Source organism: Campylobacter lari subsp. lari (genome assembly GCF_013372185.1).
Classification (GTDB): domain Bacteria; phylum Campylobacterota; class Campylobacteria; order Campylobacterales; family Campylobacteraceae; genus Campylobacter_D; species Campylobacter_D lari.
Genome location: NZ_CP053830.1, coordinates 393,023 through 408,429 on the forward strand (window position 1 = coordinate 393,023; position 15,407 = coordinate 408,429).

13 protein-coding genes are annotated in these 15,407 nt (G+C 28.5%); 6 read left to right on the plus strand and 7 right to left on the minus strand.

Going from position 1 to position 15,407, the window contains the following annotated elements:
* Nucleotides 1-996 (minus strand): type I glyceraldehyde-3-phosphate dehydrogenase, encoded by a 996-nt coding sequence (gene gap / locus CLLT_RS02110; RefSeq protein ID WP_074692586.1) that lies wholly within the window; start codon nucleotides 994-996, stop codon nucleotides 1-3.
* 59 nt (nucleotides 997-1,055) lie between these two features.
* Between gap and nadD the strand changes: the two genes are divergently transcribed.
* From nadD to CLLT_RS02125, 3 genes are read left to right on the plus strand one after another with little or no spacing between them, the layout of a single operon-like run.
* Nucleotides 1,056-1,601 (plus strand): nicotinate (nicotinamide) nucleotide adenylyltransferase, encoded by a 546-nt coding sequence (gene nadD, locus CLLT_RS02115; RefSeq protein WP_012661159.1) that lies wholly within the window; start codon nucleotides 1,056-1,058, stop codon nucleotides 1,599-1,601.
* 13 nt (nucleotides 1,602-1,614) lie between these two features.
* Entirely contained in the window at nucleotides 1,615-1,944 is a 330-nt protein-coding gene (gene rsfS, locus CLLT_RS02120; RefSeq protein WP_012661160.1) for a ribosome silencing factor, read from the plus strand.
* Between the two features lie 9 nt (nucleotides 1,945-1,953).
* Nucleotides 1,954-4,329: a tetratricopeptide repeat protein gene (locus CLLT_RS02125; RefSeq protein WP_074692584.1), complete on the plus strand. Its 2,376-nt coding sequence runs from the start codon at nucleotides 1,954-1,956 to the stop codon at nucleotides 4,327-4,329.
* Nucleotide 4,330: 1 nt separating this feature from the next.
* Here the strand turns inward: CLLT_RS02125 and CLLT_RS02130 are convergent, their stop codons facing one another.
* The 6 genes from CLLT_RS02130 to CLLT_RS02155 form a co-directional block, all read right to left on the minus strand.
* The gene (locus tag CLLT_RS02130) at nucleotides 4,331-4,705 is read right to left on the minus strand and encodes a DUF1090 family protein (protein WP_012661162.1); all 375 of its coding nucleotides are present in this window, start codon (nucleotides 4,703-4,705) and stop codon (nucleotides 4,331-4,333) included.
* Between the two features lie 63 nt (nucleotides 4,706-4,768).
* Nucleotides 4,769-6,334: a DUF4153 domain-containing protein gene (locus tag CLLT_RS02135; protein ID WP_012661163.1), complete on the minus strand. Its 1,566-nt coding sequence runs from the start codon at nucleotides 6,332-6,334 to the stop codon at nucleotides 4,769-4,771.
* On the minus strand, nucleotides 6,327-6,701 hold the full coding sequence (locus tag CLLT_RS02140; protein WP_012661164.1) for an HIT domain-containing protein: 375 nt from the start codon (nucleotides 6,699-6,701) through the stop codon (nucleotides 6,327-6,329). The genes CLLT_RS02135 and CLLT_RS02140 overlap by 8 nt, the downstream gene beginning before the upstream one ends.
* Before the next feature lie 43 nt (nucleotides 6,702-6,744).
* The gene (gene fumC, locus CLLT_RS02145) at nucleotides 6,745-8,136 is read right to left on the minus strand and encodes a class II fumarate hydratase (protein ID WP_012661165.1); all 1,392 of its coding nucleotides are present in this window, start codon (nucleotides 8,134-8,136) and stop codon (nucleotides 6,745-6,747) included.
* Between the two features lie 128 nt (nucleotides 8,137-8,264).
* Complete coding sequence (gene glmS, locus CLLT_RS02150; RefSeq protein WP_074692583.1) at nucleotides 8,265-10,064, minus strand: glutamine--fructose-6-phosphate transaminase (isomerizing); 1,800 nt, start codon at nucleotides 10,062-10,064, stop codon at nucleotides 8,265-8,267.
* A 3-nt stretch (nucleotides 10,065-10,067) separates the two neighbouring features.
* Nucleotides 10,068-12,422 carry a hypothetical protein gene (locus tag CLLT_RS02155; protein WP_074692581.1) on the minus strand — a complete coding sequence of 785 codons (2,355 nt, stop codon included), beginning with the start codon at nucleotides 12,420-12,422 and terminating at the stop codon, nucleotides 10,068-10,070.
* A 115-nt stretch (nucleotides 12,423-12,537) separates the two neighbouring features.
* On the opposite strand from CLLT_RS02155, the gene mqnE reads away from it, so the two are divergent.
* The 3 genes from mqnE to CLLT_RS02170 are packed head-to-tail and all read left to right on the plus strand — an operon-like array spanning nucleotide 12,538 to nucleotide 15,377.
* Nucleotides 12,538-13,602 carry an aminofutalosine synthase MqnE gene (mqnE, locus tag CLLT_RS02160; protein WP_074692580.1) on the plus strand — a complete coding sequence of 355 codons (1,065 nt, stop codon included), beginning with the start codon at nucleotides 12,538-12,540 and terminating at the stop codon, nucleotides 13,600-13,602.
* Between the two features lie 8 nt (nucleotides 13,603-13,610).
* Complete coding sequence (locus CLLT_RS02165) at nucleotides 13,611-14,927, plus strand: NCS2 family permease (RefSeq protein WP_074692578.1); 1,317 nt, start codon at nucleotides 13,611-13,613, stop codon at nucleotides 14,925-14,927.
* Between the two features lie 9 nt (nucleotides 14,928-14,936).
* Nucleotides 14,937-15,377 (plus strand): phosphoribosyltransferase, encoded by a 441-nt coding sequence (locus tag CLLT_RS02170; protein WP_074692576.1) that lies wholly within the window; start codon nucleotides 14,937-14,939, stop codon nucleotides 15,375-15,377.
* The last annotated feature ends 30 nt before the right edge of the window (nucleotides 15,378-15,407 follow it).

A 15,407-nucleotide genomic window follows, 5' to 3' on the forward strand; every position in this document is an offset into this window, starting at 1 on the left:
TTAAGCCTTTGCTACAAATACTGCCATATCTACTAAACGAGAAGAATATCCCCATTCATTATCATACCAAGCAACCACTTTAACAAAATCATCACAAATTACTTGAGTTAAATCACTTGCTACAATTGCGCCATAAGAGCAAGTTATAAAATCACTTGAAACTCTTTCTTCATCATCCACTAATAATATACCTTTTAAATTGCTAGCAGCTGCTTTTCTAAAGGCTTCATTGATTTCTTCTTTACTTACTTTTTTCTTTAAAGTTGCAGTTAAATCCACGCTTGATACATCAGCTACAGGTACACGCATACTTTGTCCGTGTAATTTTCCATCAAGTTCAGGCATAACAAGTTTCATAGCTTTTGCAGCTCCGGTTGATGTTGGAATGATATTTTGTGCAGCAGCACGCGATCTTCTTTTATCTCTTGCTTTTGCATCAATAATGCTTTGTCCATTTGTATAAGCGTGAATAGTGGTCATTAAGCCTTTTTCTATGCCAAAATTATCTTGCAAAACTCTACAAATTGGCCCTAAGCAGTTTGTGGTACAACTCGCATTTGAGATGATGTTTTCGCCTTTATATTCGTGAGCATTTACCCCTAAAACATAAGTTGGAGTTTTATCTTTTGCAGGCGCACTCATGATAACTTTTTGCACTCCATGATCTAAAAATCCTTGGCATTTTTCTATAGTTAAGTGTGCGCCAGTGCATTCTAAAACAATTTGTGCGCCGTATTTTGCAAAGTCTAAATCCGCTACATTTCTGCTTTTTAAAACTTTTATCTTTTCATTATCAATTATTAAATCATCTCCATCATTTTCAACACTACCATCGTATACCCCATGAACGGTGTCATATTTAAAAAGATATTTAGTAAGCTCTATATCAGTAGTATCATTAATCGCTACAAGTTCTATATCATCGCGTTTCATGATAATTCTTGCAACACATCTTCCAATGCGTCCAAAACCATTTATTGCAACTTTTACAGCCATTTTCATTTCCTTTTTATGATTAAGTAGGTAAAATTCTACTAAAAAAAGGTTAAATTTTAATGAAAATCGCACTTTTTGGTGGCAGTTTTGATCCACCCCATTTAGGGCATAATGCTATAGTCTTTAATGCGCTAGCAAATTTAGAGCTTGATAAACTCATTATTATGCCAACTTTTATTAGCCCCTTTAAGCAAGAATTCACCGCAAATGAGCAAAAACGCTTAAAATGGTGTGAGATGATTTGGGGAGGTTTGGAAAAAGTTGAAATTTGTGATTTTGAAATAAAAAAACAAAGACCTGTACCTAGTATAGAAAGTGTTGATTTTTTGTACAAGCAATATGAAATTTCTAAGTTTTATCTTATTTTAGGAGCTGATCATTTACAAAGTCTTGAAAAATGGCATGAATTTGAAAGATTGCAAAATTTGGTAGAATTTGTTGTAGCTAAAAGAGATGGTATTTTTATACCAAAACATTTTAAAACCTTAGATACTAAAGTAGATATTTCTTCTTCTTTTATAAGGCAAACCTTGCAAACATCACAAGTTTGTGAGCAAATCAAAGAAGAAGTTAAGCTTTATTATTCTAAATTTAAAAATATTTAACAAAAGGAAAATAATGCAAGAAAGAATTAATAATATAGTGCAGATTTTAGATGATAAAAAAGCTGATTTAATAGAAACTTTTGACATGCAAGATAAGGATTATTTTGTTAAATTTGTAGTGATTGCTACTACTATGGGGGAAAGACATGCGCTTTCTTTGATTGATGATTTAAAAACTAATCTTAAAAGTAAGGGTGAAGAATTTTTAAATATAGAAAGTAGCGAAGAATGGACTGTGCTTGATTTAGGTGATATTTTGATTCACTTAATGAGTGAAACTTATAGGGCAAAATATAATATAGAAGAATTTTTAAAAAGCCTAAATAAAGAAAATCAGAACTAGGATTAAGATTTGGATAATCTAATCACTGAGTTGTCAGATTTAGCCAAAGAATATTTCGAAAATTCAGAATTTGAAAAATGCGATGAGGTTTTAAGTGAACTTATAGCTTTTTGCAAAGGTGAAGTTACGCTTGCTCAAGATGGTAAAATGATTTTCATAGATGATGGAGATAAGCATCGTTTGCTTTTAGAAGCTTACCATAATAGAGCGCTTTGTAAATTTAATTGTTTGAAATTTCAAGAAGCACTTAAAGATGCAACTATAGCTGTAGAATTTGATCCTAACAATGTATTTTTGTTTAATCTTTTGGGTCTATGTAATTTTAAATTAGATTTATTACAAGAAGCACTTTTGGCTTTTAATAAAACTATAGCACTAGATAATGCATATTATTTAGCATATTTTAATAGGGCTAGAGTTTATATACTTTTAGATGAGCACACAAAGGCTTTAAAAGATTTACAAACTTGTATTGATTTGGCTCCAGAATATTATATGGCTTATTATACTAGAGCCATTACTTTGCTTAGTGTTGATCCAAAACAAGCTTTGATTGATTTTAAAAAATCTCAAGATTTAGGATTTGAATCCTCGCAGATTTTTTATTATCAAGGTGTTGCTTGTGAGAATTTGGAAGATTATCAAAAAGCTATAGAATTTTTTACTAAGATGATTGAGCAAGATGAGAGTTTTGCTGATGCATATTATAAAAGGGCTAATAATAAACGTAAAGTTGATGATTTAGAAGGAGCTTTGCAAGATTGTTTAAAATCCATTGAACTAGACAATGAAAATGCAATGGCATATTTGATTTTGGGACATATTTATAAAGATTTAGAAAAGATAGAATTATCAATAGATGCTTTTAAAAAATCAATCAATTTAGATGAAAATTTACAATATCCATGTTTTGCATTAGCTAGAGTTTTGTATGATTTAAAAGATTATGAACAAGCTTTGAAGTATTATGATAAAACAATTGAGCTTTATGAAGAATATGCCCAAGCTTACATTAATAGAGGTAATACTAAAATCAATCTAAAAATGATTGAAGAGGCTATAGAGGATTTTGATTTAGCAGCTAAATATTATCAAGAAAGAGCAAGAAGGCATGATTTTACTCCATCAGAATTAGCAGAGCTTGAACACGCAGTTCCTTATGGTTTTTATCATTTGGGTAATAGCTTGTATGAGATAGACAAATATGATGAAGCTTTGATAAGTTATGAAAAAGCCTTGAAATATCAAAAAGAATATCCTGATGTGTTTTTTAATAGGGCTTATTTAAAATCTGATCTTGAAAAATATGATGAAGCTTTAGAAGATAGCGAATTAGCTGTTAAATATTATAAAAAGCAAAATAATACTCAAGATTATGTTAATTCATTTTCTCAAAGAGCTTGGATTAAAAGCAAGCTTGAAAGATTTCAAGAAGCTATGGATGAATACAATGAGCTTATAAAAATATATAAAGATTATATTGATTTAAAAGATGTATTATTTGAAAGAGCATATTGCGCAAAAGAGCTTGAATCTTATGAAGAATTAATAGCTTATTGCAATGCAGCACTCAAGGTGGATAAAAATAATCTTAAACTTTATTTTTGGCGAGGAATTGCTAAATATAATTTAAGTTTAGAAGAAGAGGCCATAGAAGATTTAAATAGGGCTTTAAAAATTGATAAAAACCATAATGGAGTAAGGTATTATAAGGGACTTTGTTATGAAGATCTTTGTATGTTTGAAGAAGCTATAAAATGTTATGATAGTGTGATTTTAAGTAATGAAGAAGATGATGAATCATATTTTCATAGAGCAAAATGTAAAAGAAATCTTGAAAAATACAATGAAGCCTTAAAAGATATCAATGAATGCTTAAAAATAATTGATGATATTGGGGAATATTGGATAGAAAAAGCACAAATTTTAAGCTTTTTAGGAAAATATGATGAAAGTTTTGAAGCGGCAAAAAAAGCAAGCGAACTTGAGCCAAAATCATATGAATGTTATCATTTTATGGGTGCAGTTAAGGTGTATTCGCAAGATTTTAAAGAAGCTATAAAATATCTTAATATGGCTTTAAATTTAGACGAAAGTCAAAATTGGACACATTATTATAAGGCAGAGTGTTTAAGAAATTTAGGTGATTTTCATGAAGCATTGCAATGTTATGAAGACTGCTTAAAGATAACAAAAGAAAATACTGATGCTTTGGTGGGAAAAATTCAGTGTTTAGAAGAGCTAAAAGAATACAAGCAAGCTTTAGAATGCACTAAAGAATTATTAAAATTTGATGAAGAAAATGAGTTTGCATTAAAAAGTCAAAATATTTTAATGCAAAAATTAAAACAGCAAAATAAAAAGTGGTGGCAAATTTGGAATTAAATTAGAGTTTGTTGATATATTCTTCAATATCTTTTTTGATTTTGTCTTTTTTGTCTTTTAAAGCTTGTTTTTTATTTTTATACTCTATTTTACTCATATAATCTTTTTGTTTTTTTAATTCTTTTAACTCTTGTTCGATCTTTTCTATCTCTTGCTCTTTAAGTTTTTTAGCCTCTAATTTTTTATCATAAAAAAGAGGATCCTTTGCACAATCTGCCTGAACTTCTTTTAAGGCTAATTCTAGACTCAAAGCTTTTTCTTGATGATTGTAATTTTTAGCATAAGCTATTTCTTTTTGAATTTGCTTTATTTTAACCTCACATTGCGTGGAAAACGCAAATGAGCAAAGTGTAAGTAAAATAAAAATTTTTCTCATATTGTACCTTTTGTACCTTTTTAAAAATTTTTCTAAATTTTAAACCAAAATATTAAATATTTTTTATTTGGTATTTTTTATAAAAATATGAGTTTTAAATTTTGTTACATTTCCCCTTGCATCTATGTTAAACATTAAAGGTATAAAAGTTATAGTAGAGCTATTGTAAAGCTCATAATCTAGTTGAGAATTTTTTTGATAGGTTTTTAAAGTTTTATCAAAATCTATAATTTTTAAAATTTCTTGTTCTTGTAAGTAAAAGTATAAAATATTATCTTGTATTTTCATTGAGTATTTAAAATTACTTTTATTAGTGAAATTAAATAATACTTCATCATAGTCTTTTTTTAATTTTAAGTATTCAGGATTAAAATTTTTATATATAGAAAGATTAGGATTGGAAAGTTTTGCTTGATTTTTTAAATGATTTAAATTATTTGCCTTTAAAAATTCATCAAAACTATAAGATTTATCATAATTTTTATCTAAATTATGTATAGTATTTTTAATATCTTTTATTTGATTATAGTATTGTTTGCTTTTAGAATAGTCAAGTTCTAGTTTTTTTTCTTGTATAATTTTTTCTAGTTTTTCTAATTGATATTTTTGAGAATATATACTTATATGGTTAGCAAAAAAACCTAAAAATAAAGATATTATTGCTAGTATGTAAAAAGAATACTTAGGTGCTTCATTTTGTTTAAATACGCTTAAAAAACTTGAAATTAAAAGCCATAAATTAAAAGTTAATACAGCTAAGCGTTCAGGTGTAAATCCATATTGTGTAATTCTAATTATAATAGCATAAAATACAAAACTTGTTAAAAATATTAAAAACACAAGAAAAATATAAAAAATAATTTTTTTAATTTTATAAAAAGATAAATTTATCCAAAAATTAAATAATAAAAAAACTCCAAACCAAAGACACAAATGAACGATACTAAGATTTTCTAAAAAGTTAAAAAGAACACCAATAGTATAACTAAAAAGCATAATAATATATAAAATGCTAAAAATATTAAGTATAAATATAAAAATTTTTTTAAATTTATAAGATGTAAAATTTCCAAGCAAAAATAAAGAGAAAAAACCTGCACTAAAAACCCAAAAAGACACAATGGTAGTGTTTAGATTAGATGAAGAAATATCAAATAAAAAGCAAAATGAAGTATAAAAAATTAATATAAATAAACCTAGAATAAGCCAAAAGCTTATACTGAAAAAAAGCGCTGCTAAAAAATAATGAAAATTGTTAAAATCGTATAATTTTCTTGCACATATTAAAGATATAAGTGTTAGTGCTAAAGATATATAAAGAGTATTTTGAGTGTAAAATAGCAAATAATCTTCATCTTGTTTGAAAATAAAGTGCAAAATTATATAGAAAATTAGCCCAAAAAATAAAATCCAAAAATTTGTTATACTTTTATAAGTCTGTGTTAAATTTTCTTTTGCTTTAAAAAATGTTTCACAAAAAATAATAAAAAGAGTTAAAAATAAAAAATCGCTACATTGATACGAATCATAAAAAAATCCTATAAAAAACCAAAAACATAAGTAGCAAATTGCACCAAATGGATGATTTTTTAAGGCTATATGAGTAGAATTAATAAAATTTTTAAACATGGATATTGTTTATTTCTTTGAGCAAAATTAATTTAAATCCCTCAAAGTCTGGTAAATTTAAATCCCTTACTTCTCTTTGTTGTTTTCCCCACATACATTCAGGAAAAAAAGCATCTTCTTTAAAACGCGCCATAACATGAAAATGCACTCTTGGTACATAGTTTGCAAAGGAAGCTATGTTGATTTTTTCTGGGTTATAATGCTCTCTAAGGCTTAATTCGCAAGCTAAAACATACTGAAAAAGCATATTTTGTAAAAAGGTTGGACAATCACTTAATTCTCTGTAATTTTCTTTAGTAAAAATTTTCACCCAAGGAATTTGAGAATTTTCTTTTTCTATAAATAAATAATCATTTTCATAAATCATGCTAACTCTTAAGAAAAGACTAGGGTTATTCCTAGTCTTTTGATTATTTTTTTGGCCCTATCATTTTTGTAGGATCTACAAATTTAGCAAAGTCTTCCTCGCTTACTAAGCCAAGTTCCATAGCGCTTTCTTTTAAAGAAATGCCTTTTTTATGGGCATTTTTTGCTACTTTAGCTGCATTTTCATAACCAATGTGTGGATTTAATGCAGTTACTAGCATTAAAGAATTATGTAAATTATGATCTATTTTTTCTTTATTTGGCTCTATACCAACAGCACAGTGGATATTAAATGAATGCATAGCATCAGCCAATAAATCAAGGCTTTGCAAGAAGTTATAAATAATCACAGGTTTAAAAACATTAAGCTCGAAATTTCCTTGGCTTGCTGCAAAACCAATTGCTGCATCATTTCCCATAACTTGTACTGCAACCATAGTTAAGGCTTCACACTGAGTAGGATTAACCTTACCTGGCATGATAGAACTTCCTGGTTCATTCTCAGGTATGTTTAACTCTCCAAGACCACATCTAGGACCACTTGCTAGCCATCTAATATCATTTGCTATTTTCATTAAATTTGCAGCTAAACCTTTCATAGCTCCATGGGTAAAATTAATTGCATCATGGCTTGTTAGTGCATGGAATTTATTTGGACTTGACACAAATTTAGTACCTATTAGCTTGCTTAATTCTTCGCTTACTTTTTCACTAAGTTCTGGATGGGCGTTTAATCCTGTACCAACAGCTGTTCCACCTATTGCAAGCTCTCTTAAAGTAGGTAAAGAAGCGATGATTTGCTCTTTTGAATGAAGCAACATAGATAAATATCCACTAAATTCTTGAGCTAGAGTAAGTGGTGTAGCATCTTGAAGATGAGTTCTTCCTATTTTAATGATCCCTTCAAATTCTTTTACTTTTTTTTCAAAAGTTGCAATAAGCTCATCTAGAGCAGGGATAAGTTTTTTTTCTACTTGTTCTACTGAAACTATGCTCATGGCAGTTGGAAAAGTATCATTTGAGCTTTGGCTCATATTTACATGATCATTTGGGTGAACAAGTTTTTCTTTTCTAAAATCTCCACCCATAATTTCAGTAGCGCGATTTGCTATAACTTCATTCATATTCATATTGCTTTGTGTGCCTGAACCTGTTTGCCATATTGCTAGTGGGAAGTTATCATCAAATTTTCCTGCTACAATCTCATCGCAAGCTTGCACAATAGCATTTTTTTTAGCATCGTCTAATTTGCCAAGTTTATTATTAACTAAAGCCAAAGATTTTTTAAGATTTGCAAAAGCATAAATTAAAACTTTTGGCATTTTTTCACAACCAATTTTAAAATTTTCAAAACTTCTTTCAGTTTGTGCACCCCAATATTTATCATTAGGAACTTTAATCTCTCCCATAGTATCGTGTTCGATTCTATATTCCATGGCTTTTCCTTGTAATAAAATAAGATATGATATTTAAACCAAATAAACCCTAAAGTTTGCTTATAATTTAAGAAGTATTTATAAAATTTTTTAAAAAAGTGTAGTTTTTTCAAAACTACACAAAATATTTATTCTACAGTAACACTTTTTGCTAAATTTCTTGGCATATCTACATCATTGCCAAGTCTTATAGAAACTTCTAAAGCAAGAAGCTGTAAGATCACCATCATTTCAAAAAATTCACACATATAGTGCTCTTGTTTTGAAGTTCTTATAAAATCATCGCTTAAGTCAAAATCAAGTGGAGAAATAGCAAGTAAGGTAGAATCCCTTGCAGCTAATTCTTCTACATTTGATTTGGTTTTTTCATAAAGGCAATTTTGTGGCATTAGTGCAACGGTAAAAAGTTCGCTATCTGCTAGAGCAATAGGCCCATGTTTCATTTCACCTGCTGGATATCCTTCAGCATGCAAGTATGAAATTTCTTTTAATTTTAAAGCCCCTTCTAATGCTAGTGGATAAAATACATCTCTTCCTATAAAGAAAAAGCCATGGCCATGTAGGTATCTTTTTGAAATTCTGTGTACTTTTTCATGCAAGTTTTGCTCAACTTTAACTATACTTGGTAAGCTTCTTAGAGCTTTGATTTCTTTGCTCATATCTAAATTTGCTTTTTGTGCAAGATAGATTGCAAGCATCCATAAAGTTGCCACTTGAGTGGCAAAAGCTTTAGTTGAAGCCACACCTTTTTCAATGCCCGCTCTAGTAAGTAATGATATATCAGCCAAACGCACGATATTAGAATTATCCACATTACATATTGCTAAAGTTTTAACTCCTTGTGCTTTTGCTATTTTTAAAGCTTCAAGTGTATCAGCAGTTTCCCCACTTTGTGAAATCACTACAAAAAGAGTATTTTTGCCTATAATAGCCTCTCTGTATCTAAATTCACTTGCTACTTCAACTTTGGTTTTAACTTTAGCAAGTCTTTCTAGCAAATAAGCCCCGCTTAATGCTGCATGATAACTTGTGCCACAAGCACAAAGTGTTATTTTGTCTATGTTTTGTAAAAGAGTTTCATCTATATCTTCAAAAACAATCTGCTCACCTTGCAAGCGTCCCATTAAAACTTCGCCTAAAACTCTACTTTGCTCATAAATTTCTTTTTCCATGAAAAATCTATAACCATCTTTTTGAGCATAACTTTTATCTTGACTTAAAGCCACAAAAGTAGGTTGTATGCAAGCTTGCTCATGACAAATTTTGCATTCATTTAAATTAACATAACCATAATCTCCATCTTCAAGATAAGCTACTTTATCCACTAAAGAAACTAAAGGCGCATCACTTGATGCAAAATAATATTCATTTTCATCACCATTTTTTCCGATGATGAGTGGCACAGCATTTTTAGCAAAATAAATAGTACTAGGATCTTTTTTACTTACAAGCAAGATTGCAAAAGCGCCTTTTAGTTCAGCTATAGTCTTTTTAAAAGCTTCAAATGGTTCGAAATTACTTGCATAGTATTCAAATAAATGTACAATAACTTCAGTGTCAGTTTGACTTAGAAAATTAATACCTTCTTGTGTGAGTTTTGTTTTTAATTCTTGGTAATTTTCTATGATTCCATTATGTATTACACAAGAGTACTCGCCTAAATGCGGATGAGCGTTTATTTCAGTTGGTTTTCCATGAGTTGCCCAACGCGTATGACCTATAGCAAGTCCAAAGCCATCGCTGTGAAATTGTGCTGTTTTATTGGCTAAATTTTCTAATTTCCCAACCGCTTTAAAAAAGTCTAACTCCCCATCTTTCATCACTGCTATACCAGCGCTATCATAGCCTCTATACTCAAGCTCTTTTAAGCCTTCTAATATGATTTTTTTCTTTTCTTTGGTTCCTATATAACCTACTATTCCGCACATCTTTTACTCGCTTATTAGTGATTTAAGAATTTGATCTTTATGATCTTGCAAGCTTTCATTTTTATGCAAAATCAAAACATTTCGCGTTCTTTCTTTTATAGTTTGAATTTTTGCTGCACTTAAGATAATATCATATCTTACAAGCACATCCATCACATAAGCCATCAAACCTTTTTGATCTTTTGTGTTTAAAGTTATTTTGGCGTAGCTTTTGGAATAATTCATATCTAATTTTAATTCATCTTTTTTAATGTTTGGTTTTTTTGCTTTTTTTTGTACTTTTAAATGTAATTTAGAATTTAGTAAATTTTCTAAACTTTGCTTTTGAGTATCGCTTACTATATCTGAATATTCAAATTTCAAATAAACTTTTTCATCAAATAATTCAAAGAAACTCATAAAGATTAAATTTAAAGAACTCAAAGTATTGAGTATATTTTCAAGATTATTTTTTCTATTCATGATAAGTTCTAGGGTAAAATTATCTTGATTATCAAGCCAAAAAATAAAATTTTCTTTTTGTGCAATTTGCGTTATTTTGATGATTTTTTCAAAACTATTTTTTATAAAAAAGAGATTGGATTTAATATGAGTGATATTATTTTGAGTTTGCTCATCAAGATCTAAAAAAGCCTTGCTTCTTTTTAGAGTTTGTTCTTTTTTTACTCTTCTTTGACTCTCATCAATTAAATTCTCATCCTCAAAGCCTTCGAGTGCATTTTGAAATAATCTTTCTAAACTTTTATAATAAAAATGATTTTCTATGCCTAAAGCTTTAGCATTGCAAAAAGATAAAAGATGTAAGGTTTTTAAGGTATTTATATCATTTAATTTGGAAATAAAATTTAAAACAATAGTAGAATTATAAATATCTTCTTTTTCTATAATATCTTTAAAAGCATTAAAATTTTTATATAATCTTAAGCCAAAATCTAAAAGTTCATTATCAACTTGGAATTTTCCTACATAAGCCCTATAAATATTTGCTAAAGAAATTTCATTTTCTTCATGAATAGCACTTAAAAGTATGGTGAGTTTTATTATTAAAAGTGTATTTTCATCAAAGTTATAATCTTTTTCTTCAAAGTATTTTAAGCAAAGTAATGCTCTATCTAATGCACTATAAACACCTTCTTCTTCAAGCAAGAATTTGCTTTGAGTAAGAGGTTTGCAAAAATCTTTTAAAATATTAGCATCAGCAAGAAGTTTTAAAAGAGCAAAAGAATGCTTTCTTTCTAAAATTTTCTTGAATAATTCTAAATTTTCATCTTTGTTTTCTGCTCTTTTTAATGCGAAAATGAGTTTGATATCAAAATTATAATTTTTATCATCTAATTTTAAAAGCTGATTTAATATCAAATTTAGGTTTTCACTTTTATTAGAATAAGTAAAAGAGCTATCTTGTGTTTCATAAAGTTCATTATCTTTATAGTGTTTTTCTTGGATACACCTTGCTAAAAATTGTGTGTAAATTCCACAAGTTTGCATACATTGCATAGCTTTTTGAATAAGTATGGATTTAAGATCTAAATTTTTCTTTTCTTTTTTTTGCATTAAGTTAGCAAGTTCTTGTGAATTTTGTATTAAAAACAAGTTAGTGTTTTTACCTTCTAAAAGATTCATTGCGCATTTAAGTGAAAATAAAAAATCACTTGCAAGTTTAAATTCACTTAATTCTTTTTCGTTGATAAAATTAAGCATATAATTTTTAGGAGAATCTTTAAATAATATACTTAAATTTTCTATATCAAGTTGCTCATCTAAACCACCAAAATTTTTATTAATGTCAAATTCTTGCTTGATTAAAGGTTGATGATAAGGGTTAAATTCTTGCAAGATTTTTAAAGCAAATTCTTCTTTTAGCTCATCTTGAGCTTGAGAAATTTTTTCTTTGATTTGTTTGAATAAAATTTTAGATCCGCAAATATAACGATATTGTAAAATATTTTGTTTTAGCTCATTTTTGGCTATATTATAAAGTCCATTTATTTCACAAATTTGATAATTGATATTTAGATTAATATCATTTAAAGAAGTAATAAATGCTTTCATTAAAGGCTTGATATTATAAGCTTTTATATCTTTATAAATAAGTAATAAATCAACATTTTCTTTTATACTTAAATTCATTTTAGCATATTGTTTAATGGCGATAATACAAAAAGGAAATTTATCATTATGTGGAAAATAATCATCAAAAAAATCATTTAAAACAAGCTCGTAAACATCTTCTATAAAACGATCAATTTCTTTAGAGTGGTAAAAACTAAACGAGCCTTGTTTTAAAAAAAGTCTAGAGCAATAAGCTTCATAATCTTTTAAAGAATTTTTTAATTTTTGAATTTTTTGTATATCCATAACTTGATAATAATCCTTATTTAATTTTACTAGTATCATACCAAAAATACTTTGTATTAAATTTTAAGTAAGTTAAAATTATAATTGTAGTTTAAATTTAAAAAATGGTAAGAATATGCAAACAATTATAGAAAAACTAGAAAATCAAGAAAGATTAAACGAAGAAGAAGCTAACAAGCTTTGGGATTTAGATCTTTTTACTCTTGGAAAATATGCTCAAAAAATTCGCACAAATTTACATGGAAAAAAGGTTTATTTTAATGTAAATCGCCATATAAATCCAACCAATATATGCGCTGATACTTGTAAATTTTGTGCTTTTTCAGCTCATAGAAAAAATCCAAATCCTTACACTATGACTCATGAAGAAATCATGAAAATAGTTGATGAGACGGTTTTAAGAGACACCAAAGAAATTCATATTGTTTCAGCTCATAATAAAAATACCTCATGGCAGTGGTATTTAGAAATTTTTAAAATGATTAAGCAAAAATATCCATTTTTGCATATTAAAGCTCTAACTGCTGCTGAGGTTGATTTTTTAAGTAGAACTTTTAATATGAGTTATGAAGAAGTGATAGATAAAATGCTTGAATATGGCGTTGATTCTATGCCAGGTGGTGGGGCTGAAATTTTTGATGAAGAAATTAGAAAAAAAATTTGTCATGGTAAAGTAAGTAGCCAAAATTGGCTAAAAATTCATCAACTTTGGCATGAAAAAGGAAGATTAAGCAATGCTACTATGCTTTTTGGGCATATAGAAGAAAGAAAACATAGAATTAATCATATGATAAGATTAAGAAATCTTCAAGATCAAACCAAAGGTTTTAACGCTTTTATTCCACTAGTTTGGCAACAAGATAATAGCTTTATAACAGGCAAAAAACCACTAGGCTCTATAGAAATTTTAAAAACCTTAGCCATTGCAAGAATCGTGCTTGATAATATTAAAAATATCAAAGCTTATTGGGCAACTATGGGGATAAATTTAGCCATGGTAGCGCAAGATTTTGGCGCAAATGATTTAGATGGTACTATAGAAAAAGAAAGCATACAAAGTGCAGGTGGAGCAAAAAGCTCAAATGGCTTAAATTTAAATACCTTTATACAAATGATACAAAGCTCAGGTTATATCGCCATAGAGCGAGATAGTTTGTATAATGAATTAAAAACTTATTAAGGGCGAGAATGAATTTTTTTAAACTTAAAGAACACAATAGCGATGTAAAAACTGAAATTTATGCAGGAATTGCTACTTTTTTAGCGATGATTTATATTATACCAGTAAATGCCAATATAATGAGCAATTCTGGTATGCCTTTAGAAGCCTTGATAGTCGCAACAGCTTTGGTGACCATTATAGCTACAACTATCAATGCATTTTTTTCTAATACCCCAGTTGCAATGAGCGTTGGTATGGGTTTGAATGCTTATTTTACCTTTAGTGTTTGTAATACTTATCAAGTTCCATGGCAAACAGCACTTGGTGCGGTATTTTTATCAGGTATGATTTTTACTTTACTTTCTTTTACAAATTTTAGAATTTGGGTTATTAAAAGCATACCTAGTGATTTAAGAAAAGCTATTTCAGCAGGTATTGGAGTTTTTATAGCTTTTATTGGCTTATCTCAAATGGGTGTTATAAGTAAAAATGAAGCGACTTTGGTAGGTTTGGGCGATTTTTCAAGCTCTAATGTTTTATTTGGTTTATTTGGTTTATTTTTAGTTTTTATTTTTTGGGCTTGGAAAATTAAAGCTGCATTTATATTAGCTGTTTTTGTTAGCGCATTGTGCGCTTGGATTTTTGGTATAAATGGCGCAAGCTTTCCAGAGCAAATTTTTTCTTTGCCAGTAATTAGCGGAGAAAATGGCTTGAGTGCTATTTTTGGTCAGCTTGATATCATGGGAGCTTTAGAGCTTAGCATGATACCTGTGATTTTAACTTTTTTTGTTACTCAACTTTTTGATAGCGTAGGAACTATCACAGGAGTTGGTTCAAGGGGTAAAATTTTTGATGATCCAAAATTAGGCGAGAAAAAATTAGGAAAAACCTTAGGCGCTGATGCAGCAAGTTCTGCTTTGGGTTCTGTAGTTGGAACTTCAACCGTTACTGCATTTATAGAAAGTTCAGCTGGAGTTGAAGCAGGTGGAAGAACAGGACTTACAGCTTTAGTTACAGCAATTTGTTTTATTTTTACTTTGTTTTTGCTTCCTGTATTTAAGGCAATTCCAGCAAATTCTATCTATCCTGTTTTAGTTTTGGTTGGTGTTTTGATGTTTATGGAAGTTGCAAACATAAATTTCAAAGATAAATCCATAGCAGTGAGTGCATTTTTTATTATTATTATGATGCCACTAACTTATTCTATTACCACAGGTTTTGCTTTTGGTTTTATTGCGTATTTATTTATGCGTATCATGCAAAAAGAATTTGATAAAATCAATCTTGGTATTATTGTATTAAGTGCGATTTCATTGCTAGTATTTTTATTACAATTTTTATAGGAAGTGATTATGTATTATTATGCTTATGAAGAATTTCAAAAAGAAATTATTCCTTTTACGCGTAAAATAAAAGAGGAATTTAACCCCGATGTTTTACTTGCCATTGCAAGAGGTGGTATGACTTTGGGTCATTTTTTGGCAGAAGGTATGGGAAATAGAAATTTATTTTCTTTAAATTCAATTCATTATGAAGATACTCAAAAATTAGATACTATTAAAATCTTTAATATCCCAGATCTTAGTTCATATAAGAAAATTCTTTTGGTAGATGATATTATAGATAGCGGTGAAACCATGATAGAAATAAAAAGGGTATTAATGGAAAAATATCCTCATTTAGAATTAAAAGTTGCTAGTGTGTTTTATAAGCCATCAGCCTTGCTAATACCTGAATTTTGTGTTAAAGAAGCTAAAGAGTGGATAAAATTCTTTTGGAGTATAGAGGTTTAATTAAAACTAAGCTTATTTGGGTATTCTTAT